General features: G+C 60.5%; 28 protein-coding genes. 20 read left to right on the top strand and 8 right to left on the bottom strand.

Features of this window, described 5'->3' with window-relative positions:
* Positions 1-162 precede the first annotated feature (162 nt).
* The 8 genes from H8F27_RS17885 to H8F27_RS00680 all read left to right on the top strand — a co-directional run bounded on the left by H8F27_RS17885 (position 163) and on the right by H8F27_RS00680 (position 9,944).
* Positions 163-294 carry a hypothetical protein gene (locus H8F27_RS17885; protein ID WP_255517719.1) on the top strand — a complete coding sequence of 44 codons (132 nt, stop codon included), beginning with the start codon at positions 163-165 and terminating at the stop codon, positions 292-294.
* Between the two features lie 342 nt (positions 295-636).
* Positions 637-1,851 carry an ABC transporter substrate-binding protein gene (locus H8F27_RS00710; protein ID WP_231596425.1) on the top strand — a complete coding sequence of 405 codons (1,215 nt, stop codon included), beginning with the start codon at positions 637-639 and terminating at the stop codon, positions 1,849-1,851.
* Positions 1,848-2,705, top strand: coding sequence for a carbohydrate ABC transporter permease (locus tag H8F27_RS00705; RefSeq protein ID WP_197150247.1), 858 nt, complete (start codon positions 1,848-1,850; stop codon positions 2,703-2,705). The genes H8F27_RS00710 and H8F27_RS00705 overlap by 4 nt, the downstream gene beginning before the upstream one ends.
* Complete coding sequence (locus H8F27_RS00700; protein ID WP_231596424.1) at positions 2,702-3,547, top strand: carbohydrate ABC transporter permease; 846 nt, start codon at positions 2,702-2,704, stop codon at positions 3,545-3,547. Before H8F27_RS00705 ends, H8F27_RS00700 begins: the two co-directional genes overlap by 4 nt.
* Positions 3,544-4,566, top strand: coding sequence for an ABC transporter ATP-binding protein (locus tag H8F27_RS00695; protein ID WP_197150244.1), 1,023 nt, complete (start codon positions 3,544-3,546; stop codon positions 4,564-4,566). The genes H8F27_RS00700 and H8F27_RS00695 overlap by 4 nt, the downstream gene beginning before the upstream one ends.
* A 234-nt stretch (positions 4,567-4,800) precedes the next feature.
* Entirely contained in the window at positions 4,801-6,939 is a 2,139-nt protein-coding gene (locus H8F27_RS00690) for an HAD-IIB family hydrolase (protein ID WP_197150241.1), read from the top strand.
* Between the two features lie 22 nt (positions 6,940-6,961).
* Complete coding sequence (locus H8F27_RS00685; protein ID WP_197150239.1) at positions 6,962-7,798, top strand: HAD-IIB family hydrolase; 837 nt, start codon at positions 6,962-6,964, stop codon at positions 7,796-7,798.
* Between the two features lie 193 nt (positions 7,799-7,991).
* On the top strand, positions 7,992-9,944 hold the full coding sequence (locus tag H8F27_RS00680) for an amylosucrase (protein WP_197150237.1): 1,953 nt from the start codon (positions 7,992-7,994) through the stop codon (positions 9,942-9,944).
* Between the two features lie 292 nt (positions 9,945-10,236).
* Here the strand turns inward: H8F27_RS00680 and H8F27_RS00675 are convergent, their stop codons facing one another.
* From H8F27_RS00675 to H8F27_RS00645, 8 genes are all read right to left on the bottom strand, one after another.
* Positions 10,237-11,250, bottom strand: coding sequence for a carbohydrate kinase (locus H8F27_RS00675; protein ID WP_370594448.1), 1,014 nt, complete (start codon positions 11,248-11,250; stop codon positions 10,237-10,239).
* A gap of 38 nt (positions 11,251-11,288) precedes the next feature.
* Complete coding sequence (locus tag H8F27_RS00670) at positions 11,289-11,486, bottom strand: hypothetical protein (RefSeq protein WP_197150233.1); 198 nt, start codon at positions 11,484-11,486, stop codon at positions 11,289-11,291.
* The gene (locus tag H8F27_RS17365; protein WP_370594447.1) at positions 11,483-11,722 is read right to left on the bottom strand and encodes a transposase; all 240 of its coding nucleotides are present in this window, start codon (positions 11,720-11,722) and stop codon (positions 11,483-11,485) included. Before H8F27_RS17365 ends, H8F27_RS00670 begins: the two co-directional genes overlap by 4 nt.
* A 256-nt stretch (positions 11,723-11,978) precedes the next feature.
* Positions 11,979-13,244, bottom strand: coding sequence for an organoarsenical effux MFS transporter ArsJ (arsJ, locus tag H8F27_RS00660; protein ID WP_197150230.1), 1,266 nt, complete (start codon positions 13,242-13,244; stop codon positions 11,979-11,981).
* Positions 13,244-14,269, bottom strand: coding sequence for an ArsJ-associated glyceraldehyde-3-phosphate dehydrogenase (locus H8F27_RS00655; protein WP_197150218.1), 1,026 nt, complete (start codon positions 14,267-14,269; stop codon positions 13,244-13,246). Before H8F27_RS00655 ends, arsJ begins: the two co-directional genes overlap by 1 nt.
* A 246-nt stretch (positions 14,270-14,515) precedes the next feature.
* Positions 14,516-14,623 carry a hypothetical protein gene (locus H8F27_RS17880; RefSeq protein WP_255517718.1) on the bottom strand — a complete coding sequence of 36 codons (108 nt, stop codon included), beginning with the start codon at positions 14,621-14,623 and terminating at the stop codon, positions 14,516-14,518.
* Entirely contained in the window at positions 14,605-14,931 is a 327-nt protein-coding gene (locus H8F27_RS17875) for an Hsp20/alpha crystallin family protein (protein ID WP_255517717.1), read from the bottom strand. Before H8F27_RS17875 ends, H8F27_RS17880 begins: the two co-directional genes overlap by 19 nt.
* A gap of 200 nt (positions 14,932-15,131) precedes the next feature.
* Positions 15,132-15,302 carry a hypothetical protein gene (locus H8F27_RS00645; protein WP_197150210.1) on the bottom strand — a complete coding sequence of 57 codons (171 nt, stop codon included), beginning with the start codon at positions 15,300-15,302 and terminating at the stop codon, positions 15,132-15,134.
* A gap of 339 nt (positions 15,303-15,641) precedes the next feature.
* Here H8F27_RS00645 and H8F27_RS00640 point away from each other — a divergent pair, with 339 nt between their 5' ends.
* The 12 genes from H8F27_RS00640 to H8F27_RS00585 all read left to right on the top strand — a co-directional run bounded on the left by H8F27_RS00640 (position 15,642) and on the right by H8F27_RS00585 (position 23,049).
* A complete protein-coding gene (locus H8F27_RS00640; protein ID WP_197153270.1) occupies positions 15,642-16,016 on the top strand; it encodes a sigma-70 family RNA polymerase sigma factor in 375 nt (124 codons plus the stop codon).
* 172 nt (positions 16,017-16,188) lie between these two features.
* Positions 16,189-16,530, top strand: a complete 342-nt coding sequence (locus H8F27_RS00635) for an ArsR/SmtB family transcription factor (protein WP_370594446.1) — start codon at positions 16,189-16,191, stop codon at positions 16,528-16,530.
* A gap of 23 nt (positions 16,531-16,553) precedes the next feature.
* Positions 16,554-17,042, top strand: a complete 489-nt coding sequence (locus H8F27_RS00630) for a MotA/TolQ/ExbB proton channel family protein (protein WP_197150207.1) — start codon at positions 16,554-16,556, stop codon at positions 17,040-17,042.
* The gene (locus H8F27_RS00625) at positions 17,039-17,425 is read left to right on the top strand and encodes a hypothetical protein (RefSeq protein WP_197150197.1); all 387 of its coding nucleotides are present in this window, start codon (positions 17,039-17,041) and stop codon (positions 17,423-17,425) included. Before H8F27_RS00630 ends, H8F27_RS00625 begins: the two co-directional genes overlap by 4 nt.
* Positions 17,422-17,787 (top strand): hypothetical protein, encoded by a 366-nt coding sequence (locus H8F27_RS00620; protein WP_197150195.1) that lies wholly within the window; start codon positions 17,422-17,424, stop codon positions 17,785-17,787. The genes H8F27_RS00625 and H8F27_RS00620 overlap by 4 nt, the downstream gene beginning before the upstream one ends.
* Positions 17,747-18,460, top strand: coding sequence for a hypothetical protein (locus H8F27_RS00615; RefSeq protein WP_197150194.1), 714 nt, complete (start codon positions 17,747-17,749; stop codon positions 18,458-18,460). Before H8F27_RS00620 ends, H8F27_RS00615 begins: the two co-directional genes overlap by 41 nt.
* Before the next feature lie 76 nt (positions 18,461-18,536).
* Positions 18,537-19,172 (top strand): Crp/Fnr family transcriptional regulator, encoded by a 636-nt coding sequence (locus H8F27_RS00610; protein ID WP_197150192.1) that lies wholly within the window; start codon positions 18,537-18,539, stop codon positions 19,170-19,172.
* Positions 19,173-19,208: 36 nt separating this feature from the next.
* Positions 19,209-19,901: a response regulator transcription factor gene (locus H8F27_RS00605; RefSeq protein WP_197150181.1), complete on the top strand. Its 693-nt coding sequence runs from the start codon at positions 19,209-19,211 to the stop codon at positions 19,899-19,901.
* Between the two features lie 7 nt (positions 19,902-19,908).
* Positions 19,909-21,039, top strand: a complete 1,131-nt coding sequence (locus H8F27_RS00600) for a cell wall metabolism sensor histidine kinase WalK (protein WP_231596423.1) — start codon at positions 19,909-19,911, stop codon at positions 21,037-21,039.
* A 126-nt stretch (positions 21,040-21,165) separates the two neighbouring features.
* Positions 21,166-21,384, top strand: coding sequence for a hypothetical protein (locus H8F27_RS00595; protein WP_197150178.1), 219 nt, complete (start codon positions 21,166-21,168; stop codon positions 21,382-21,384).
* Positions 21,385-21,532: 148 nt separating this feature from the next.
* Complete coding sequence (gene cysK / locus H8F27_RS00590) at positions 21,533-22,513, top strand: cysteine synthase A (RefSeq protein ID WP_197150176.1); 981 nt, start codon at positions 21,533-21,535, stop codon at positions 22,511-22,513.
* 116 nt (positions 22,514-22,629) lie between these two features.
* A complete protein-coding gene (locus tag H8F27_RS00585) occupies positions 22,630-23,049 on the top strand; it encodes a CAAD domain-containing protein (RefSeq protein WP_197150174.1) in 420 nt (139 codons plus the stop codon).
* The last annotated feature ends 1 nt before the right edge of the window (position 23,050 follow it).

Genomic DNA, 23,050 nt, shown 5'->3' with positions numbered 1-23,050 from the left:
GCAATCTGCAGGCGCCCCAGTCGAAGGGCCCGGTTTGATTGGCAACCTCAACGCAGCAAGATCACCCAGGAACGTATTGGCCGCTTGAGGGATTTTCTAGCCAGCCCCGATGTCAGATTTCCAGAGGGGGGCAATAGGGCCAAGCCAAAATACATCGCGGCAATGGCCAGGGAGCGGCGCCTCTCACTGGCCCGGCAGACCCTCCCGGCGCGGCTCTCCAGCTTGCGGCAACAGGGCCGCGATGTCTGGCAGTTCCTCGAGCAGGCCTGGATCGCCCATCACCGCGGTGAGTGATCAGGCTTGCATTCGTGCGGCGAGGTGTCTCGCCCCCTGAACGCTTACGAAATGCCATTAGGCCAGCACAAACCCCAGCCCCTGCAAAGCCAGCAGGCCACCGCAACCGATACCGCATCAATTGTCCTGCTGGGCAATGATCACCAGAGAGCTATCGCAGGAAAGACCAGCGGCAGGGGCAGCGGCAGCAGTACGGACACCAACGAGGGCATTAAGGTCATCGTCTTGACACGCCGTTGAAGCATGCAGAGTGCCGCCCTGGGTGGTTCTGAACCTGGGTGCGCTTTGAGGCCGGCAGCCCGCCAAGCCTGGTTTGCTGTCTGCCTGGCACTGGGCCTGGCCTTGGCGCTGCTCTGGGGTGGCCTTGCCTGGGCAGGCCGTCCTACCACCGTGCGGCTGCTGATGCCCGCTCCCTTTGCCGACGCCACCGCCGAGCTGGTGGAGAGCTTCAACCGGGAGCACCGGGGCCTGCGCATCGCCGTAACCCGGGGACCCTTCGAGACGGAATCCGTTTCCGACCTGGCGATCAGCAGCCTGTTGCTGGGTGACAGCCCCTACGACTTGCTGCTGATGGATGTGACCTGGACGGCGAAATACGCTGCCGCCGGCTGGTTGCTGCCCCTCAACGACTGTTTGGGCCCCGATCCCCTGGCCCCCCTGGCCGCCGGAGCGCGGGCGGGCAACGTCATCGACGGCAACCTCTGGCGCGTGCCGATGCTGGCCGACATGGGCCTTTTGTACTGGCGCACCGATCTGATGGCCGCCCCTCCCCGCACGCCCACCGAGCTGGTTGAGATCTCCGAGCGACTGCAGCGGCAAGGCAAGGTGCGCTGGGGGTATGTGTGGCAAGGGCGCCAATACGAGGGCCTGAGCTGCGTGTTCCTCGAAATGCTGCGCGGTTTCGGTGGCAGATGGGACAACAACGGCGATGGCCTCAACACGCCGGCGGCCACCGCAGCGGCTGCGTGGCTGCGGCAGCTGATCGTCAAAGGGATCAGCCCCGCAGCCGTTGCCAACTTCGCCGAACCCGAGGCCCTGCAGAGCTTCGAAGCTGGAGAGGCGGCGTTCATGCGCAACTGGCCCTACGCCTGGCAGGAGCTGCAGGGGCCATCCAGCCGGGTGGCCGGCAAGGTGGGGGTGACCATGATGGTGGCCGAGGTCGGTGAGCCCCCCGCTGCCACCCAGGGCAGTTGGGGGCTTTCGGTTTTGGCCGGCAGCCGCCACCCTACAGAGGCCGTTCAGGTGCTCCAGGCCCTGACCGGGGAAGCGAGCCAGCGCCGGTTGGTGCAGCGCTGGGGCTACTCCCCCACCCTCACCGCCCTCTTCGACGACCCGGCCCTGGTGGCGGAGAGACCCCTGTTGCCGATCCTGCAGAACGCCCTGGAATCGGTTGCCCTGCGCCCGCTCAACCCCGGCTATGCCCAGCTCAGCGACATCCTGCAGCGCCAGCTCAGCAGCGTGATCACCGGAGAGCTGGAGCCTGCCCTTGCCATGGAGCGCGCCGAACGGGGCAGCCAATTGCTGCTGGAGGCCAGTGGCCGGGGGCAAGAGCAATGAGCCTGCTGCTGATGGCCCCGGCCCTGCTGTTGCTGCTGGCGGTGTTCCTCTGGCCAATGCTGGACTACGCCTGGCTCAGCCTGCAGGCCCAGACGGTGTTCACCGGGCTCAAACCGGTGCCGGTTGGTCTGGCCAACTGGGAGCGGCTGCTCGGAGATGGGCGCTTCTGGCAGGACGCTGCCCAGACCCTGCGCTTCGCGGTGGTGTCTGTGGGCCTTGAGCTGCTCCTGGGTCTTGCGATCGCCCTGCTGCTGCATCAGAGCTGGCGGGGCCGAAGCCTGGTGCGCAGCCTCAGCCTGCTGCCCTGGGCCCTGCCTACCACGGTGATGGCCCTCGGCTGGCGCTGGATCCTCAACGACCCCAACGGCCCGATCAATGGGGTTCTGCAGTCCCTGGGACTGCCCAGCCTGCCCTTTCTGGCCTCCACCCAGCTGGCCTGGCTGGCGGTGGTGCTTGCCGACACCTGGAAAACCACCCCCTTCGTGGCCCTGCTGCTGCTGGCCGGTATGCAGATGATTCCTGCCGATCTCTATGAGGCCTTCGCCCTTGAGGGGGGCCGGCCCTGGCAGGGGCTGCTCCGCATCACCCTGCCCCTGCTGCGGCCCTACGTGTTTATTGCACTGATCTTCCGGCTGGCCCAGGCCCTCGGCGTGTTCGACCTGGTGGCCGTGCTGACGGGCGGTGGGCCGGCCAGCAGCACCGAGACTCTGGCGCTCTACGCCTATCTCAATGCCATGCGCTTCCTCGATTTTGGCTACAGCGCCACGGTGATGCTGGGCATGTTCGTGCTGCTGCTGGCCTCTGCTTTGCTGCTGGTGCTGGCCCAGCAGCGCTGGCGGGGGGCGAGACCATGAGCAGCAGCCCCCTGCGCCAGCGCCCTGCCTTGCTGCGCATCTCCATGGTGGCCCTGTTGCTGCTCTGGAGCTTGGCACCGATGCTTTGGCAGCTTTACACCTCGCTACGTACCCCGGAATCCCTGCTGGCCGGGCTTGCCGGCCTCGGGGGCGGCTGGACCCTTGCCAACTACAGCGCGGTGCTGCAGGCCGATCCTCCCTTTGGGGTCTACCTGCTGAACAGCACCGTTGTGGGCGCCCTCAGCACCCTGCTCACCCTGGCTCTGGCCATCCCCTGCGCCTACGCCCTCAGCCGCCGTAGCGACCTGCTCAAGCTGGTGATTGGAGGCGGCCTGCTGGCGGCGGCGGTATTCCCTTACGTGCTGCTTTTCCTAGCGTTGTTGCAGGTGGCGCGGCAGCTGGGTCTGGCCAACAACCTGCTGGCCCTGTGCCTGCCCTATGCGGGTCTTTCCCTGCCCCTGGCGGTGCTGCTGCTGCAGGCAGCCTTTGCCGATTTGCCCGTGGACCTGGAGGAGAATGCCCTGCTGGAGGGCTTCAGCCTCGGCCAGAGGCTGCGCTGGATTCTGTTGCCGCTGATTGGCCCTGCGGTTGCGAGTACGGGGCTGCTGGTGTTCCTGTTCAGCTGGAACGAGTTCCCGATTGCCCTCACCTGGCTTAGCCGCAACGAGCTGCTCACGCTGGCCCCTGCGATGGCGCGGATTGCCGGGTCCTCTGTGTTTACTGTGCCCCATGGCGCCTTTGCCGCCGCCACCGTGCTGGGCGGTGTGCCGCTGCTCGCCCTGCTGCTGATCTTTCAACGCCAGATTTTAGCTGGCCTTACCCAGGGAGCGATCAAAGGATGATCAACACCATCGCATCAGGGGCTGGGCCAACCGGTGATTTGAGGCTGGAGGGTCTGAACCGACGCATCGCTGGTCGGCAGATCCTCGCTGGCATCGACCTGGCCGTGGCGCCTGGTGAGTGTCTAGCGCTGCTGGGTCCAAGCGGCTGTGGCAAGAGCACCATCCTGCGCCTGATCGCCGGACTCGACCGCCCTGACGGCGGCCGCATCCTGCTGGCGGGTCGGGACATCACAGCCCTGGCCGCCGGACGGCGGCAGGTGGCGATGGTGTTTCAGAGCTATGCCCTCTACCCCCATCTGAGCGTCGAACGCAACCTCTCGCTGGGCATGGAGCTGCGCGGCGTGCCCCGGCAACAACAGCAGCAGGAGGCAGATCGGGTCCTCAGCCTGTTGCAGCTCGAGAGTTTCCGGAGCCGCAGGCCCTCCGAACTCTCCGGTGGCCAGCGTCAGCGGGTAGCCCTGGCCCGGGCCCTGCTACGCCGCCCCCAGGTGTTTCTGCTGGATGAACCGATGAGCAACCTCGATGCCCAGCTGCGGGAGGAGCTGCGGCCCCAGCTGCGGGCCATCCTTTGCGGTGGGGAGGCGCCGGTTGTTTATGTGACCCACGACCAGCAAGAGGCGATGGGCATCGCCGACCGTATCGCCGTGCTTCAGGACGGACGGCTGCAACAGTGCGGCACGCCCCAGGAGCTCTATACCAGTCCGGCCAACGTGGTGGTGGCCCGCTTCATCGGCCGCCCCCAGATCAATCTGCTGGAGCGGGGCGATGGCTGCCTGCTCGGAATCAGGCCTGAGCACCTCCAGGCGGTCGAGGAGGGGGGCGTGGCGGTGCGAGTGCTAAGCCGCGAATGGCATGGGGCCAGCCAGCAGCTGACCGTGGCCAGCCCCCATGGGGATCTGCGCTGGACCACCGGCGGTGCCCAGCCGATCAACGATCAGCTGCGGCTCGGCTGGCAGCCACAGCACGAACATCGCTTTGACCTGGCCACAGGGCTGCGCTGCCGATCCTGCACTGTTTAGCTAGTGTAGGTTGCCTAATTTATGAAGAAAGTTCGACAATAGGACGAAAGCTTGATAGGATCAGAATGTGTAACGCAAGCTGAATGATTAGAAGAAAGATTGCATCCTAGCGCTACTGCGCGTGCCCCTGATCTTTGGTCTTTGTATCAGCGTGTTGGAGGCTTAAGGGAGCAACCTAGGCGTCCATGTCAGCTAATTGCCAAGCTTGCTTGAGTTATTCTTCTTCACCAAACCATGGTAGCGACGGCTAGCCCCAGAGGTCTCTATATTCTGCTTATTAGTGTGCATGGGTTAATCCGAGGCCATAATCTTGAGCTCGGGCGAGACGCCGATACTGGAGGGCAGACAAAGTATATTGTGGAGCTTGCCAAGTCTTTATCCAGGCAGGTGGGAGTTGAGGGTGTTGATTTGGTGACCCGGCTGATCGATGATGAGGCTGTCAGTGTCGACTATAAAGCTCCGGTTGAGCAGCTATCCGCGAATTCTCGGATAGTTCGCATCAAGGCCGGTCCAGATGAATACATCCTGAAGGAGCAGCTCTGGCCCCATATGGATAGCTTTGCCGACAATCTGTATATCTGGCTTAGTAAGCAGCCACGCCTGCCGGATGTCATCCATACCCACTATGCCGATGCCGGTTACGTTGGCGTACGTCTTGCAAATCTCACTGGTCTGCCATTGGTGCATACGGGACACTCCCTAGGTCGCGACAAGTACAGTCGCCTCCTTGCGCTAGGAATGGGAATAGAGCAGATTGAAGAGCGATATCACATACAGGCTCGAATTAGCGCCGAAGAAGATATACTGAGTTGTGCTGAGCTGGTTATAACGAGCACTCGCAATGAAATTGAAAGCCAATATGAACTATATGATTATTACACGCCAGAGAAGATGGCGGTGATTCCGCCTGGAACCAATCTCGAGCAGTTCCATCCAGTCATCGAGGGCCAGACAGCTATATCACAAGCTTTTCAGAGCAACCTCAGTAAGTTTTTGCGTGATCCGGCCAAGCCGATGATTCTGGCTCTTTCACGGCCCGACGAGCGCAAGAACATCGTTTCGCTGCTCGAGGCTTTTGGCCAGAACAAGAGCTTGCAGAAGCTGGCTAATCTTGTAATTATTGCCGGCAATCGTGATGATATTCGTGAGCTCAATGATGGGGCTCAATCGGTGCTGACCGAATTGCTTTGGGTGATTGATGTTTATGACTTGTACGGACTAGTAGCGCTTCCCAAGCATCACTCTGCTGAGGATGTTCCTGATATTTATCGGTACGCAGCGGCGTCCAAGGGTGTTTTCGTTAATCCAGCCCTAACAGAACCATTCGGGCTCACATTGCTGGAGGCTGCTGCCAGCGGCCTACCCCTTGTAGCCACGGAAAATGGCGGCCCGGTGGATATCATCGGCAACTGTAAAAACGGGCTGCTGGTGGATCCACTCAGCCGTGAAGCCATCGCTGATGCCTTGCTTTCAATTCTTCAGAACCCTTCCCTTTGGCAAAAGTTTTCTAGCAATGGGCTGCGCAACATTGCCCGCTTTTACTCCTGGGAAGCCCATGCCCAGTCTTACCTTGACTTGCTAAAAACGCTTGTATCTAAGCGGCAGACAGTCGCCCCAATCGCCTCAACCCATCAATTCAGAACGTACCGGAAGCGAGCGCTTTTCACCGCGATCGACAATACACTTCTTGGTGATAATGAAGGACTGGAAGAGTTCAAAAAGGTAGTGCGAACCAACCGTCGCCAATTTCTCTTTGGGATCGCCACCGGTCGGCGATTGGATTCAGTGCTGACCATTCTAAAACGTCATTGCATTGCTGCTCCCGATGTGCTCATTACCAGCCTAGGCACGGAAATTTATTACACAGCAGAACTCATTCCAGACGTCGCCTGGAGTCTGCATATTGATCACTCCTGGACCCCCTTAGTCTTGCGTCGCGTGCTGGAATCGTTACCCGGGCTATCGCCACAGCGGAAAAGCGAACAAAGTCGCTTTAAGGTGTCCTATTTTTACGACGTACAGCTTGCTCCACCAATTGAGGAGATTCTTTGTGTACTTAGGCAACAAGATCTCTCTGTTAATGCTACATTATCATTTGGACAATACCTCGATCTTGTCCCAGCTCGAGCATCAAAGGGCCAGGCACTACGCTATGTCACTAGTCGTTACAATATCCCACTTGATCACACCCTCGTCACGGGAGGCTCAGGAGGAGATGCAGATATGCTACGTGGCAACACTCTCGGCGTAGTGGTTGCCAACCGTCATCAGGAAGAGCTTTCAGATCTAACTGCTAATGAACAAGTGTTCTTCGCCAGTCGCGCCCATGCCTGGGGAATCCTTGAAGCAATCAGCCACTACAATTTCTTCTAGTTGCAATGATTTCTAAATTAGAATGACGCGTCTCCTGATCTGCACAGACCTCGATCGGACACTGTTGCCCAACGGCGATCAGGAGGAGTCCCCCCTCGCCAGGGAACGTTTTGCTGCAGTGGCCTCCCAGCTAGACGTCACGTTGGCCTATGTCTCGGGTCGAGATCTGGCCCTTGTCACGCAAGCCATCGACCGCTTCTCCATACCCCTCCCAGACTGGGTGATCGGTGATGTGGGCAGCGGGATCTATCGCTTGCAGGATCAGGACTGGATCCAGTCCAGCGCATGGCAAGAGGAAATAGCCTTGGACTGGCCTGGCCTTGTCGGTAGTCAGATTTCCGAGGCCCTCTGCTCCATCCATGGGCTTGTACTTCAGGAACCAGCACGCCAAAGCCGGTACAAGTTGAGTTATTACCTACCGTTGGATTTTGATCTAGCCGCGCATCGTCCGGAAATCGAAGCCAGACTCCAAATTTTGGGGGCTCGATCAAGTCTGATCCATAGCATTGATGAGCAGGCACAGCTGGGCCTTCTCGATGTCTTGCCGTTGCGGGCAACAAAGCTACATGCAGTTGAATTCGTGATGCAGCAAGTGGGTATAACGGCCATGCACACGGTTTTCGCAGGGGATAGCGGCAATGATCTTCCAATTCTCATCAGTTCAGTCCCCTCTGTTGTGGTTGCCAATGCAAATCAAGATCTGATTCGCGTAGCTGAAACCAGCTCCAGGGAACAAGGCCTGGCGGATTTTCTATATGTTGCCAAGGGAAATCTTTTGGGAATGAATGGCAATTATAGCGCCGGTATTTTAGAAGGGCTAGTGCACTATCATCCCGAAACGAAGGATTGGATTGTCTGAATCTTGTGCAGACTTTCCTCGAAAACGCAACGGATCTTTTGCTTCTTCCCCTTGCCCTAAGGTGCGGAAGAATGTTGGTTCATAGACCATATCTGAGCAGGCATCACGGAGTTGGGCTTGCAAGGTATGGTGAAGAAGCGGTGCACTGGCCATTTCTTCTCCCAATACAGCCTATCCAGAATTATTTGAACTGATGTACGAACAGATTTGCCATTCGCTATTAAATACGATTCTGGATGACCTCCGGCCGGAAATCAGGCGTCAGAATCTGCGTCACTTCTACACCAGGCTTGGGGCTAATTTTTATGCCATCCATTCACTATTTAACAAACTTTACGGTGAGCGAAAAGATTTTCAAGCTCAAATTACCCGTCTAGTCGAGACAATGGCTGAAGGATATATCTGCCGCTCGGAGGAATCTGAGCGTTTGGACATGCATCGCGAGCAGGATCACAATTGGTTTCTATCGCAAAAATGGGTAGGGATGGCGCTCTACACCAACGGGTTCGCTGAAGACCTCGCTGATCTTGCGAATAAGATTAGCTATTTTCAGGAATTGGGAATTAATATGGTACATATTATGCCGATTTTGAGTTGCCCGGAGGGCAAGAGTGACGGCGGCTACGCAATCAGTAATTTCCGTGAGATTGATAGTCGGGTAGGTAATTTGATTGATTTCCAAAAACTTTCGGAACAGTTCAGAAAAAATGATATTCTATTAGTTCTTGACATCGTTCTAAACCATACCTCAGACGAGCATGAGTGGGCACTCAAGGCTAAGGCAGGGGATCCGAAATATCAACGCTATTACCTGACCTTCGAAGATCGATCAGTTCCTGATGTATTCGAGCAGGGTATGCCAGAGGTTTTTCCTGAAACCGATCCCGGCAACTTTACCTGGAATGCTGAAATGGGACGCTGGGTGATGACCGTGTTCCATGACTACCAGTGGGATCTGGATTATCGCAACCCCGAAGTCTTCATTGAGATCTTGTCAATAGTGCTCTTCTGGGCCAATCAAGGCGTGGATGTTATGCGGCTCGATGCGGTTGCGTTCCTCTGGAAAAAGATGGGCTCAACTTGCCAAAACGAGAGGGAAGCGCATCTTATCTTACAGTTACTAAAAGACTGTTGCCAGGTAACAGCCCCCGGAGTTCTATTTATTGCTGAAGCCATAGTCGCGCCAAGTGAACTCGCCAAATACTTTGGAGAAGATGCAATCATTGCAAAAGAATGTGAAATTGCTTATAATTCTACCCTCATGGCATTGCTGTGGGATGGAGTTGCAACCAGAAACACAAAATTACTGGCTGAGGGTATCAAGAGCCTTCCATCCAAGCTGGAGCGAGCCACCTGGCTCACCTACGTGCGATGCCATGATGATATTGGCTTTGGCTTTGATGATCGTGACATCGTGGCTGCTGGTTATGTCCCTAATTTACATCGGAGTTTTCTTATTGACTACTTTAGTGGTAAGTATGACCAAGGGCCGAGGGGGCTGGTATTCATGCGTAATGATTACACCGGAGATGCACGAATTTGCGGCTCACTGGCTTCCTTGGCTGGACTCGAATCGGCACTGGAGAATTCAGATCAATACAGCATAACCAAAGCCATTGAAAGAATTTTGCTTCTCCACGGCGTTATCATGTCATTTGGGGGGATTCCCCTGCTCTACAACGGAGATGCTCTAGGTGTTCTTAACGACTATAGTTACGCTAATGACCTAAGCAAGGCTAATGACAATCGCTGGGTGCACCGCTCCAAGATTGACTGGGAGAAAGCAGCGCTTCGACACCATCGCGGAACGGTAGAATTCACAATCTTTACGGCAATCAAGAGGATGATTTCGATCCGAAAAGAAATATCAGCTTTTGCCGATTTTAACAACCGAGAGCTCTTGAATTCAGGCAATGAACATTTGCTCTGCTATCTTCGCTTTGATCCACGAGGAAGCTCTGGGAAAATCTTTGTCGTGGCTAACTTTGATGATCATCCTCAAAGACTTGATCTTGAAAAGCTAGCTCAGTATGGCATCAATCCGCGTGCCAACTATGTTGATCTCTACAGCGGTGTGAAGCCTTCCCGCTATGAAAGTTCAATCGCCATGCAAGGCGGGCAATTTTATTGGCTGAGCGAGAACTGATGCATTCATTAACGCCTAAACTGTGCTTCTTAAACTTTGTTCCTGGAACGTCAAGCTTCGCTTGATCAATAAAAATGAAAATCTGGCCTGGAAAGTTTTCCTTAAACGGCTGACCTGGCTTCTACCAGTTATCGCTCGTTGTCGTCAAAGTGTTCTGCCTAAGGGATGTCTCAGCGGGCTTGATCCTGCCGAACCCTTCCACCACCAAGCTGCGCCCACACCCCCGAGGCGGGGCGCCAGCTCTCGCTGAATGCATCAACCTGTGCAGTCATTTCTGAGCAGCCCAAGCGCCTCAGGCTTGCCTAGCGAGGAAGTACTGAACCGCTTCGGCACTGGGTTGGGGATTAATGGCGCCAGCCCCCTGGCACACCAGGGCGCCGCAGGCACTGGCAAAGCGCAGCAAAGCCTCCGGCTGGATGGCCGATGCGCCCTGAACTTGGTCCAACAACAACCCGTGCAACAGTCCCGCCGTGAAGGCATCGCCAGCACCGGTGGTGTCGACTACCGGGACCCGGAAGGCCTGCAATTCGCCGCTACGGCCGGCGAAGCACCAGCGCAGCGGCGCCCCACCGTCTGTGACCACCACATTCGGATGCTGCGGAAGAGCAGCGCACACCACCGCTGGGTCGTCACTGCCAAACAGCCAGCGAGCCTCCTCGGCAGCGCATTTGATCAGGGAGGCCTGCTGCAGCAGCGGGGCGATGGCGTCGATCTGGGCCCGGGTGGGTCCGCTGGCGGGATCAGCAGCCGGATCCCAGAAGGTGGGGCGCCAATTGACATCAAGGGCCAGGGGCATCCCGGCCGCCGCGGCCTGACGGCAGACGAGCTTCAGGGCTGCTGCCGCGGCGGGCGACGCGAGCGGGATGGTGCCCACCAGCAACCAGCGCGCCGTTGCCAGCAGAGGCCCGAGTGCGGCAGACAACGCGCTGGGATCGAGCGCCTGATCCGCAAAGCCATCGCCCCGGTCCCCCGCAAAGCCCCCGAACTGGCGATCGCCGTCAGCATCGCGGCGCACCAGCACGATACGGCTGGGACGGGTCCCATCCCACTGGAGGGCCCTGGTGTCGACCCCTCGCTCTGCAAACAACTTGGCAAACTCCTGGCCGATACCATCGCGGCCCAGTCGGCCCACAAAAGCGCAGGGGGTGCCCAGACGCGCCAGGGCACAGGCCACGTTGGCGGGGGCTCCACCGAGGTGGTCATCCCAGGGCAACTCGGTGGCCGGATCACCACCAAGGGGACCGAGGCGATCCACCAGGGCTTCCCCAAGACACAGGACCTGGGGTGGCAAGGTGGAAGAGGGCAAGGGCCTGCTCGCTAGACTCATATCAGGATGAAGCCGTTTCAGCAGCGTCGCAATGAACCGGGCGTTGGCGGCGTGAAACTCATCCCAAGCTGCCCAGGCAGCACCCAACCGTCCTGCTGGGACTCCAACGGCAGGGGCTCACCGCTCAGCCAGTTGCACAGGTGCACCGCGAAGCGCAGGCCCTTGTGGCTGAAGGCGTGTTCGAGCGTGTTCAGCTCCTCGCTCTCCCGTGTCAATCAGGTTGATTGGCTCCACCCGGGTGCAGCTTGTCAGCCGATAACAGTGGCTGATACCCGCTCAAGCCAATGAAAAATTGCAGATAGGGCGATTCCGTGATCAGCTCCACCGTCTCTCGATCCGTCACTCCCAATCGCTGCTGGATGTACACCGCCCCAAACGCCATCTGGAAGGGCTTGGCAGGGGCCCCAGTCTTGGCGGCGAACTGGGGTGCATAGTGGCTTTCCAGTGGCATCCACGGAATCAACTTGTGAAGCAGAACCCAACAGTTGCTTGGATCGAGTTTCCGCCAAAGGGCGAGTAAAGCTCCTCAGTCGATAACTGACCTGTGTGCCGAAAGACGTACATTGGCGTGCCAGCGGGTTCTTCTAAGCCAGATAAGCCAGAAATGGCCAATTTCACACCATCTTATTAACATGCGAATTCTGCTAAGATTAGCTGCGGTGCAGCGGGTTTGAGTTTTTCGGCAGGCCCTACTTATCTGCACCTCCTTAGGCGACACTCTGCCGAGGCGGCGCCGGTAGGCGGGTGCTCATCAGCCAGGCTGCCGCCACCAGTAGGGCCGAACTCCACAGGCAGGCCTGCAGGCTGCCCACCATAAATAGGGCTCCCGAGAGCACTGTGCCCAGCAGACGACCGGCTGCATTGGCCATGTAATAGAAGCCCACATTGAGGCTCACATCCTCGGCTTCGGTGTAGGCCAGGATCATGTAACTGTGGATCGAGGAATTCATCGCAAACACCACCCCGAAGATCGCCAGCCCCACCACCACGGCCACACCGGGCTGGGCTACCTCACGCGCCAGGGCGATGTCGATCAGGGCAGGGATGGCCGTGAGTAGGGCACTCCAGAACTCCACCTCACTCACGCCCGGCGGCCCGCTCTGGCCCCAGGCGCGCCTGAGAGCAGGAGCGGAGCCCTGCACGATCCCGTAGCCAATCACCCACAGGCCCATGAAGCCGCCCACCTCCCAGAAGCGCCAGCCCAGCGCGCTCTGCAAAAACACCGGCAGGGCCACCACAAACCACACGTCGCGGGCACCAAACAGAAAAAAGCGAGCCAGCGAGAGCACGTTGATGCCGCGGGATTTGGAGAACAGGGCGCTGAAGCCTGGTTTCTGCTTCATGCGGCCGATCTCCGCTGGCAGCCCCAGGGTGAACAGGAAGGCCCCAACTAGCCCGGCGGCCATGGCCCCCACCGCTGCGTTGAAGCCGATGGTGGTGAGCAGCAGGCCGCCCAGAAAAAAGCCCACACCCTTGAGGGCGTTTTTGGAGCCGGTGAGGATCGCCACCCACTTGAACAGTTGGCGCTCTCCTTGGCTGTGGTCGTCTGGGGTTTCCGGCACCACCGTTTTAATGGCGCTCTTGGCGCTCATCTTGTTGAGATCCTTGGCGATGCCGCTGATTGCCTGGGCCACCATCACGTAGGCCACGCTCCACCACTTGGGCCAATCGTCGGCCACTGGAATCAACATCAGCAGCGCCGCCACCTGCATCAAGGTGCCGCTCCACATAGTGAGCCGCAGGCCAAAGCGGGCCCCGAGCCAGCCGCCGTAGAGGTTGGTGATGATGCCGAAAAACTCGTAGAAGAGAAATAGGAAGGCAATCTCCAGTGTGCTGTAGCCGAGCTCATGGAAGTGGAACACCACGAGCATCCGCAGGGCGCCATCGGTGAGGGTGAAGGCCCAGTAATTGGCCGTCACGATTCCGTATTGCTGCAGGGCGCTGAGGGGCCCCCGCCTGGCCAGAGCTCCCATTACTTGCCCTCCAGGCTGGCCAGGTGGCAGGCCAGGTCGGCCATCCGACAGCTGTAGCCCCACTCGTTGTCATACCAGGCATACACCTTGAGCTGGGTGCCGCCTGTCACCAGGGTGGAGAGGGCATCAATGATGGCGCTGCGGCTGTCGTTTACATAGTCCACCGAAACCAGCGGCCGGGTTTCATAGCCCAGGATGGCCTTCAAGGGGCCCTTGGCTGCCGCTGCGAAGGCGGCATTGACCTCCTCAGCGCTCACGGCGCGCTCCAGTTCGAATACCGCATCGGTGAGCGAGGCATTGAGCAGGGGCACCCGCACCGCATGGCCGTTGAGCTTGCCCACCAGCTCCGGAAAGATCAGTCCGATCGCCCTGGCCGAGCCGGTGGTGGTGGGGATCAGGCTCTGCATGCAGGAGCGGGCCCGGCGCAGGTCGCTCTTGAAGCTGTCGATCACCACCTGGGTGTTGGTCACATCGTGCAGGGTGGTGATAGAGCCGTGGCGAATGCCGAAGTTCTCGTGCACCACCTGCACCACCGGCGCCAGACAGTTGGTGGTGCAGGAGGCGGCGGTGATCACCCGGTGCCGCGCCGGATCAACCAGGCCGTGGTTGATGCCATAGACGATGTTCAGCACCTCCTCACCGGCCACCATGCCCTTGACAGGGCAGGCCACGATCACCCGCTCCACCCCCAGATTGGTGATGTAGGGCTCGAGCGCTTCAGGGGTTTTGATCTTGCCGCTGCATTCGAGCACCAGATCCACGCCCAGCTCCTGCCAGGCCACGGCAGCCGGCTCACTGGCCTGGCTGTAGCTGATCGCCTGGGACTCCACCTGCAAGCCGCCGCCGCTTGCAGCCACGGCCTTATTCCAGCGGCCGTGCACCGAGTCGAATTCCAGCAGGTGGGCGGCGGTGGCGGCATCACCAGCCCGCTCGTTGATGTGCACCAGCTCGATATCAGAGCGGCCCCAGAGGGCCCGAAAAACCAATCGACCAATGCGGCCGAAGCCGTTGATGCCCACTCTCATGCCCAGGATTGCCACTGGGCCCACTGTCCCATCAAGAACAGTTGATGGGATTTATGGCTGGGTTAAGGAGATGGGACTGGCTCTCAGCTCAACCGCCTGCGATCGAGCGGGGGGCATCTGGTTTGGTTATCCAGCGATGTTTCCAGCAGATAGGCGGCCAATTTGCTGAGCGAGCGGCCTTCTGCTCCGCTTCTTTGGTTCAGTAGCTCATAGGATCGATTCTTAAGCCTGGCAGCTTGGCGGCTCTCAATCCACCGGAACGGTGATCGAGCTGCTCTGGGTTTCGGGGGTCTTGGGTATGTCCACTTCGAGCAGTCCATCATGGAAATGGGCCTTCAGGCCTTGGCCATCCACGATGTTTGGCAGGGTGAAGCTGCGGATGAAATTGCCGTGGAGCGCTCGACGCGATGGAAACGGAGCCCTTTCTCTTCATGCTCCTGGCGCCGTTCCCCCTGCAGGGTGAGCACGCCGTTTTCTATGGTCACCTTCACGTTTTCTTTGCAGACTCCGGTAATTTCTGCCTTGATCACGTAGGCCCCATCGTTCTCACTGATGTCGACCCGCGGACTCCATTCGCCGTTGGCCATAAATTCGGTAGGACGGGCGAAGTCGGATGGGCGGAAAAAAGGAGCACCGAGGGACCGGCTGTAACGCTCAAACATGTCCTCGATATCCCGCAGGGGCTACCACTTGATAAGTGCCATGGCTCGACTGAATTCGGCTGTACATCATGAAACTAAGTGCGGCCGCGCCCATTCCCAACCGATTGCGCCATCCCTACAGCGGAACTGCTGAACTTCAAGCCCGATATCTTGCGATTGCCCTGGTGGGGAGCCAACAGCCCCAGTGAGGCCAGCAACTCTTAGCCGTTGTGCTGCTGCAGGGCCACTTCAAGGTTGTGGGCTCCCTTGTGCTCTAGGTGATCCTGGATGGCTTCTCGGAGAACCGACCCAAGGGTTTTGCCTTCAATAATGCTTAGGAGCTTCAGGGCGCGGTGATCATCTGGGGTCAGTTCAACGGTGATGCGGGGCATGTCCAAAGGGCCTCCTAAATCGTCTGTTTGCATCGTACAGGTGGCAAGGTGGCGGTAAACCGCACTTTCTTCGTTAAACTACATCCCCTGCATTTCTTGGCTGAAATAGTGTTTTTTAGCAGCCCTGGCGACTCGCTTTGGTGACCCAATGCATCCGCACTAATTTTCTTTTTTGTCTATTTTAGTTTGCTGGGTGCGGCCAGAGTCAGGGTCAGGAGAATGGGTCAGTAGTTGCTGATAGACCTGCTGCAGATTGATGCATACTCAGCACGCAAATGCATATTTTCATTATTTTTAGCTCTTTTGGTTGAGCATGGGCAGGTCTGATCCGCTTGCTTAATGGGAGACATTCTCGGCGACTATCTCAAGTCAATTGGACGCATTCCTTTGTTAACAGATGAGGAGGTTTTGCAGCACTGTCGCTTGGTTCGTGCCTGGCTGGACCAGGCCGAGCCCACAAGGGCTACTGCGAGAAAGGGGCGCCGCGCTTTAGAGCGCATGGTCAATGCCAATCTGCGTTTAGTGGTCAGTATTGTCTCAAAATATCGCCGTCGTATTCGTGGTAATTGTATAGACATGATGGATTTAATCCAGGCAGGTAATCTTGGTCTGATCACCGCAGTGGAGCGATTTGATCCGGCACGGGGCTACCGCTTTTCCACCTACGGCTACTGGTGGATTCGCAAGGCTGTCAGTCGCTCGCCGCAGCCTTGAGTTGGAGATCAACTCCCGTCTGCCGCGGCCTGACACCCGCCACCCTTGGCCAGCTAGCGCACCCCAACTGGGACCAGGCGCCCCAGCCCAGGCACCCCTCTTGATCGGGCCTGCGTAGCTGGCCCGGCTTGTCGAAACACTTAACTTTGATCTGTCTGCCAGGCTCGCCCCCGTGCCCCTAGCCCCCTCCCCGCTTCCACCGCCTATGGCGGCAGGCCAGGCCCGTCAGTTGCTCAAGGCTCTGGCTGATCCGATTCGTATTCAGGTGGTTGAGGCCCTGGGCGCAGGTGAGCGCTGTGTTTGCGAGCTCACGGCCGAGCTTGGGCTTGCCCAGTCGAAGTTGTCCTTCCATCTCAAGGTGATGAAGGAGGCCGGCCTGATCGAGGCCCGCGAGGAGGGGCGCTGGACCTACTACCAGCTCCAGCCTGAGCTGCTGGGCCAGCTGGGTGCATGGCTGGCTTCCTTGGCATGTCAAGCAAGCCGGAAACCGGCATTGACCTGTGCCAATTCGTAACCTTCCGGTGATTTATTTGGTCTATGGCATGTGCCCTCTCCCTGGGGAAAGCCTGCGGGCCCGTTGCCCTGCCCCTATTGGTGCTGTCGTTGGCCGTTTTCACCATTGGCTTTGATCGATGCGCTTTCTGGTGGCGATGGTGGCGCCGTGGCCGGCGCCCCTGGCGGGAGTTCGGTGCAGCGATGGCCCAGGCCCCTTCCCCTGAGGTGCGCCGCGCTGTGCTCGAAACCTGGGAAAGACAGATGGCCTGGGGTGAACCCCTGCTGCAGGGGGCCGTTGTGCTGGCCCCCCTGTTGGGCCTGATTGGAACCACGGCAGGGCTGATGGCCGTGTTGAGGCAACTGGGCCCCCAGTTGCTGTTGCCAGCCAACTCACCCCTGGCTGGCTACGGCGATGTGTTGCTGCCCACCCTGCTGGGATTGCAGCTCACCTTTGTGGCGTTGGCCCTGTTGCTGCTCAACCAGGGCCTGCGCCAGTGGCAGTTGGGCCTTGGTGCAGGCATCCAGCCATGAAGTCGCCAGTGCTGAAGGCCAACTGGCTGACGCTGCTTCCGGTGCCCCTGGCGGCTTGCACCATCACGGTGCTGTTTGCCGTTGCGGCCCTGCCGGCCCTGCTGCTTGCGCCCGACCCCGCGCCTGCCACCGAATCCGTTGGGGCCCCCGGTGAAACCCTGGCTTTGGCCCTCACAGGCCAGGGCACCTGGATCCTCAACGGCATGCCCCTGACCCCAGTCATGGTGCCCCGGGTCCTGAGGGCCCGGCCGCGCAGCGTTGTCGCCCTGCGCTTCCAGCCCTCTGGAGCCCTGAGCGCTGCCCAGGTGGCAGGTTCGCTGGCCTGGTTGAAGCAGCACTCAACCCTGCCGGTTCGGTTTGAGGCGCTGCCTTTGGCTCGATGAACAGGCTCCTGCTGCTCCAGGCCCTGGCCCATGGGTTGCTGGCTACTGCCCTCTGTGGCCTTGCCCTTGGCCTGGTGCTGCTGCCCCAGCAACGGCGGCTGCAACGCTCCCTGGCTGAGGGGGTGATCAGTCTCAATGTCGCCGCCGACGGCCAGTTGAGGTTGCTGAACCAACCCATCGCCGCCGCCGAGCTCCCCACCCTGCTGGCCGAGCAGGTCCGGCGGCGCAGGCCGGTCCGCCTGCGGCTCGTGCCTGATCCCGACACCTCCTGGGCCGAGGTGCGTCGTCTCCTCAGCCAGCTCGACTCCTTGCCGCTTTTCCTTGAAACCCAGCTTCCTGCCCCTGCCGCCGCGGCTGGCTGACCCCCGGGTCCGTCGCTGGTCTCCCGCCCTGCTGGCTGCCTTGGCCCTGCAGCTGCCGATCCTGCTGGCCCTGCAGGCTGGCTGGCCGGAGGCCCGCCGGCCTCGCAGCCCAGCGCGGCTCGATGACACCCCGATCCTGTTGAGCTGGAGTCGCCCTGCCCCGTCAGCTACACCGGCGGCCTCCCTGAACACCATTCCCTTGCAGGGCCTCCTGGCCCTGCCGCCGCCGCCCGCCTCCCTTGTCCCGCCGCCGACCAGCAGGCAGGCGGTTCCTGCGACCCAGCCCACTTCCCAGTCCTCCTCCCCGCCTTCCCCCCTGCCCCGCCAGCCCGGTGAAGCCTTCCTGCTGGCCAGGCAGGTGGCAGCGGGGGGGCAGCCCGTTGAAGCTTCCGCCGGGCTGGTTGCGGTGCAGCGGCGCCAGTGGTGGTTGCTTCCGGGTCAGGAGCCGGCCCTGCTTTCGATCTGGGCTGCTGCCAAGGAGCAGCCACTGCCGGCCAGCCTGGGTTCCCAGCCCCAGGGGATTGAGATTCGCAGTGTGGCTAGCGCTGCCGCCGAGCCCCTGGCCCTCGGAGACTTGAACGGCCGCTCGATTCGGGATGGCAACGAGCTCTGGCTGCTGTGGCGCCAGCGCTCGATCCTCTGGATCCTGCGGGGGGCCCTAACCGACCCTTAAACACAGGACTACCGGGCCTTTGCCTAGTGGGTCGGGGCGTTCCATAAGTTTATGGAAATGCTGGGCTTCGTTTGCGATGGTGTTCACGCCTTCCCTCCAGCCGGGTCGCAGCGACAGTGTCCGCGAGTTGCTCGAGGCCAGCTACGAGAAACGCAGCCTGGTGCACCTCGCCGCGGGCAGCCAGGTGCCCCTGCTCAAGCGCAGTATCTGGCTGGTGGTGCGCGGGATGGTCAAGCTAAATGCGATCACCATCCATGGCGACGAGCTTCTGCTTGGCCTGGCCGGCCCCAACGAACCCTTTGGCGATCCCCTCACCAACGTGGATGTCTATTCGGCAACAACACTGGTTAGTACGGACCTGCTCTGCGTGAGCTGTGAGGAAATCCAGCGTTCTCCCCACCTGGCCATGGGGCTGCTCCAGGGCATGGCCGCTCGCTACCGCCAGTCCGAGGCCCTGCTTGCCCTCCTGGGCCTGCGGCGCATTGAGGAGCGGGTGCGCGGTTTCCTCGAGTTGCTCACCAACGACTACGGCCAACCCTGCGAGGAGGGGCTGCGGCTCGACATCAAGCTCACCCACCAGGAGCTTGCCAGTGCGCTCAGCACCACCCGGGTCACCGTGACCCGCATCCTTGGCACACTGCGCGAGGAGGGCTGGCTCCACATCGATAGCCAGAGGCGTCTGGTGGTGCGTCACCTTCCCAAGCGTCGATAACCCCGGCTTTTGCGCCGGGCCGGTGAGAATGGGTCGATGCAGCCTTCTTTGCTCGTCGTCGAAGACGACGAAACGATTCGCGAGACAATTTGTGAGGCCCTTGAACTGGAGGGTTTCGTTGTGCGGCCCTGCGCCAACGGTCGCGATGCCCTCCAGCTCCTGCAGCGTCCCGCCGATGTCAAGGGGTTCGATCTGGTGGTGCTCGATCTGATGCTGCCGGGGCTGGGGGGCCTGGATATCTGCCGCCAGCTGCGCCAGCACAGCAACCAGACCCCCATCCTGGTGGTGAGCGCCCGCGACACGGAAACCGATCGGGTGCTGGGCCTGGAGGTGGGTGCCGACGACTACCTGGTCAAGCCCTTCGGCATGAGGGAGCTGGTGGCCCGTTGTCGGGCCCTGCTGCGCCGCTCCACCAGCCATATCGCCCGGGATCGGGTGCTGGAGCACGCCAACCTCCGCCTCTTCCAGGAGGAGTGCCGGGTCACCCGGGATGGCCTGGAGGTGAATCTCTCCCCGAAGGAATACCGCCTGCTGGAGCTGTTCATGCTCAACCCCAGGCGGGTCTGGAGCCGCGACCAGCTGCTGGAGCAACTCTGGGGAATTGATTACTTCGGCGACAGCAAAACCGTCGATGTCCACATTCGCTGGTTGCGTGAAAAGCTTGAAGCCAGCCCCTCGGCTCCGGTGCACCTGGTGACGGTGCGGGGCTTTGGCTATCGCTTTGGCTAGTTTTGATTTGGCTGGTTTTCTGCTGGCCTTTGGGGTCGGGGCGGGCCTGGGCTGTTTGTCTTGTCTGCTGGTCGTTCTCTGGCGCCAACGCGGTGGGCTGAGCCAGCGATTGCCCCGGGCCCGGCAGCTGCTGAGCTGGCTGGATTCCTCAGCTACCGGCTGGATCCTGCTGGATCAGGCTGGCAACATCGGCCACATCAACCCCAGGGCGGAGGGACTGCTCCAACTCGATGCGGGCCGGCTGCTGGTGGGGCAGCCCTTCGCCGAAATCTGTGACGACCCCGCCCTGGCTGGCAGCATCAGGATCGCCCGCCGCCAGGACAGGCCCCAGCGACTGGAATGGCACACCGGCAGCCACGACCTCGACGTGATGGTTGTTCCCGGCCGGGCTGGCTGGCTCGGAGTGCAGCTGCAGAGCCGTCGTTCCCTCGATGCCCAGCTGCAACAGCAGGAGCGTTGGGTGAGCGATGTGGCCCATGAGCTCAAAACACCGCTTACGGCTCTGTTGCTCGTTGGCGACAGCCTGGCCGGCCAGGTCACCAGCCAGAACGTGCGCCTGGTGGAGCGCTTACAGCGGGAATTGCTGCGGCTCCAGGAGCTGGTTGGCGATCTGCTCGAACTTTCGCGTCTGGAGAACAGCCTGCCGGGTACGGCCCAGCGCACTGGCCTGGTGGACCTGCCCTCCCTGGTCCAGCAGGTGTGGGCCAACCTGCGGCCCCTGGCCGACCCGCGCGGAATCCGGCTCGAGTTGCATGCCCCTGCCCAGCTGCAACTGCGCGGCGACAGTTCCAGGCTGCATCGTGCCCTGCTCAATCTGCTGGACAATGCCCTTCGCTATAGCCCCGATGGCGGGGTGGTGCGGGTGAGCATCGACAGTCGCGCCGAATGGTGCCAATTGGGTGTAACAGACCAGGGCCCGGGCCTCAGCGAAGATGATCTGGCCCATTTGTTTGAACGCTTCTACCGGGGCGATCCCTCAAGGGCACGCAGTCAACGTATCGGCAGTGGCCTGGGCCTTTCGATTGTGCAGCAGATTGCTGCTACCCACGGTGGCCGCATTCAGGCCTGTAATCAGCCCCAAGGCGGTGCCCTGTTGGAACTTATCCTGCCTGGGGTGATTGGTCCAGGCCATTGCTAATTGCAACGGCCTCTCGCCCAACTGGCCCCGCAGAGGTCGATTCTGCGTTGACGGGTGGCTAGTTTGATTGTTATCGATTCTAGGATCATGCATTTTTGGGCTCCCGAGATAGATCCATCTCATCCGATGGACTGCACCCAGGCTGAGCGCTATGCACTTAAGCGCCTTGGTGACTGCACATTCGTGGCGATTGCCGGCGAAGATCAGCGCTTGGTGGACGTGGGCAGCACCACAGAGGCCTATCTGTTTCATACCCATGAAGCGGCCCTGCGGGCAGCCAATGAGCTCAATCGGGGCGGTCGCGGGCCCATTGATGTCGTCAAGATTGAGTGGGAGCCGGCCTGATCAATTCCTGCTTGGCTCCATTCCCGCTGAACTCCCGCTGAACGCTCGGTGTGACGGACACCTTCAAGCCCAGGTGGTGTCAAACAGCCATTCCTAGGCTGACCAGTGGACCCGGTCTCCCGGTCTGTCCCATTCCCGCACCGATCGGATGACCAGCATCTATGCCGACAACAGCCTCACCATTGGCAAAACCCCTTTGGTGCAGCTCAACCGGGTGACCCAGGGATGCGGGGCCCGGGTGCTGGCCAAAATCGAGGGCCGCAACCCTGCCTTTTCGGTGAAGTGCCGCATTGGGGCGGCCATGATCTGGCGGGCGGAGCAGGAGGGCCTGCTGGGGCCGGGCAAGGAGCTGGTGGAGCCCACCAGCGGCAACACGGGCATTGCCCTGGCCTTTGTGGCGGCGGCCAAGGGCATTCCGCTCACCCTCACCATGCCTGAAACCATGAGCCTGGAGCGGCGCAAGTTGCTCACGGCCTACGGCGCCAAGCTGGTGCTCACCGAAGGGCGCATGGGCATGGGCGGTGCTATCGGCGCCGCCAAGGAGATGGCTGCCGCAGATCCCGACCGCTACGTGCTGCTGCAGCAGTTCTCCAATCCAGCCAACCCCCAGATCCACCACGACACCACCGGCCCGGAAATCTGGAACGACACCGACGGCCAGGTGGATGTGCTGGTGGCGGGCGTGGGCACCGGTGGCACCATCACCGGCGTCAGCCGCTACATCAAGGGAACCCTCGGCAAGTCGCTGCTGGCGGTGGCGGTGGAGCCCAGCAACAGTCCGGTGATCTCCCAGGCCAAGGCCGGCCTGGAGCTCAAGCCCGGACCCCACAAGATCCAGGGCATCGGCGCCGGGTTCGTGCCGGCCAACCTCGATCTCGATCTGGTGGATCGGGTCGAAACCGTCACCGACGGGGAAGCCGTGGCCATGGCCCGCCGTCTGATGAAGGAGGAGGGCATCCTGGCTGGCATCTCCTGCGGCGCCGCCACTACTGCTGCCCTGCGGCTGGCCCGGGAGGATGGTTTTGCTGGCCAGACAATCGTGGTGGTGTTGCCCGATTCCGGTGAGCGTTACCTGAGTTCGGTGTTGTTTGAGGGGGTGTTCAACGAGCAGGGGCTGGCCCCCAGCTGAACTCCGCCTTATAAAGACGGTGGCCTCTGCCGCCCGCTGACTTGGTTGAAGTCAATGCCCCGCTGAGCCCAGAAGCGGCCCTCACAGAGCCTCTCCCGGCGCCCCTCACACCGGAGATGACGCCAGAGGTTCTGGAGTTGCCAGCCGAGCAGATTCTTGAAGCCATCCCCCAGGCAAGCCCGGCTCCGCTGGCTCCCGCTCCCACTTCCCCTAGCCCCCCAGCTGCAGAGCCTGGTCTGCCCCTGCAGTTTCTCAACCAGCTGCTGCAGAAGCTCGGCGCCGCCCGGCTCCAGTCGCTTGCGGATCTGTTGCCAGCGGCGCGCATCCTGCTGCTGGCGGGGCTGGCCGGTATGGCTCTGCGCCTAACAGGCGCCACCCTTGGGGCGATCAACGAGATTCCCTTGCTCGGGGGGCTGCTGGAGCTGGTGGGCCTGGTGACTTTGCTCAATTTTCTGGCCCGCAATGCCTTCAAGCAGCAGAAGCGCGCCGAGCTGCTGGAGCGCATCCGCAAACTCCGCAACGATCTGCTGGCCTGAA

The organism is Synechococcus sp. CBW1108, from assembly GCF_015840335.1.
Taxonomy (GTDB): Bacteria; Cyanobacteriota; Cyanobacteriia; order PCC-6307; family Cyanobiaceae; genus Cyanobium_A.
Note: the sequence above shows the minus strand (reverse complement) of the source record. Positions and strands in the feature narration are given on the sequence as shown.

Coding starts and splice junctions, on each gene's coding strand:
- H8F27_RS17365 (WP_370594447.1), bottom strand. CDS start 11,722: ATGCCACTGGAAAGCCACTATGCACCCCAGTTCGCCGCCAAGACTGGG.
- H8F27_RS00585 (WP_197150174.1), top strand. CDS start 22,630: ATGACGCCAGAGGTTCTGGAGTTGCCAGCCGAGCAGATTCTTGAAGCC.
- H8F27_RS00630 (WP_197150207.1), top strand. CDS start 16,554: ATGGCATGTGCCCTCTCCCTGGGGAAAGCCTGCGGGCCCGTTGCCCTG.
- H8F27_RS00620 (WP_197150195.1), top strand. CDS start 17,422: ATGAACAGGCTCCTGCTGCTCCAGGCCCTGGCCCATGGGTTGCTGGCT.
- H8F27_RS00610 (WP_197150192.1), top strand. CDS start 18,537: ATGGTGTTCACGCCTTCCCTCCAGCCGGGTCGCAGCGACAGTGTCCGC.
- H8F27_RS17885 (WP_255517719.1), top strand. CDS start 163: ATGGCCAGGGAGCGGCGCCTCTCACTGGCCCGGCAGACCCTCCCGGCG.
- cysK (WP_197150176.1), top strand. CDS start 21,533: ATGACCAGCATCTATGCCGACAACAGCCTCACCATTGGCAAAACCCCT.
- H8F27_RS00695 (WP_197150244.1), top strand. CDS start 3,544: ATGATCAACACCATCGCATCAGGGGCTGGGCCAACCGGTGATTTGAGG.
- H8F27_RS00625 (WP_197150197.1), top strand. CDS start 17,039: ATGAAGTCGCCAGTGCTGAAGGCCAACTGGCTGACGCTGCTTCCGGTG.
- H8F27_RS00685 (WP_197150239.1), top strand. CDS start 6,962: ATGACGCGTCTCCTGATCTGCACAGACCTCGATCGGACACTGTTGCCC.
- H8F27_RS00690 (WP_197150241.1), top strand. CDS start 4,801: ATGGTAGCGACGGCTAGCCCCAGAGGTCTCTATATTCTGCTTATTAGT.
- H8F27_RS00680 (WP_197150237.1), top strand. CDS start 7,992: ATGTACGAACAGATTTGCCATTCGCTATTAAATACGATTCTGGATGAC.
- H8F27_RS00595 (WP_197150178.1), top strand. CDS start 21,166: ATGGACTGCACCCAGGCTGAGCGCTATGCACTTAAGCGCCTTGGTGAC.
- H8F27_RS00640 (WP_197153270.1), top strand. CDS start 15,642: ATGGGAGACATTCTCGGCGACTATCTCAAGTCAATTGGACGCATTCCT.
- H8F27_RS00605 (WP_197150181.1), top strand. CDS start 19,209: ATGCAGCCTTCTTTGCTCGTCGTCGAAGACGACGAAACGATTCGCGAG.
- H8F27_RS00645 (WP_197150210.1), bottom strand. CDS start 15,302: ATGCCCCGCATCACCGTTGAACTGACCCCAGATGATCACCGCGCCCTG.
- H8F27_RS00655 (WP_197150218.1), bottom strand. CDS start 14,269: ATGAGAGTGGGCATCAACGGCTTCGGCCGCATTGGTCGATTGGTTTTT.
- arsJ (WP_197150230.1), bottom strand. CDS start 13,244: ATGGGAGCTCTGGCCAGGCGGGGGCCCCTCAGCGCCCTGCAGCAATAC.
- H8F27_RS00700 (WP_231596424.1), top strand. CDS start 2,702: ATGAGCAGCAGCCCCCTGCGCCAGCGCCCTGCCTTGCTGCGCATCTCC.
- H8F27_RS00705 (WP_197150247.1), top strand. CDS start 1,848: ATGAGCCTGCTGCTGATGGCCCCGGCCCTGCTGTTGCTGCTGGCGGTG.
- H8F27_RS17875 (WP_255517717.1), bottom strand. CDS start 14,931: ATGTTTGAGCGTTACAGCCGGTCCCTCGGTGCTCCTTTTTTCCGCCCA.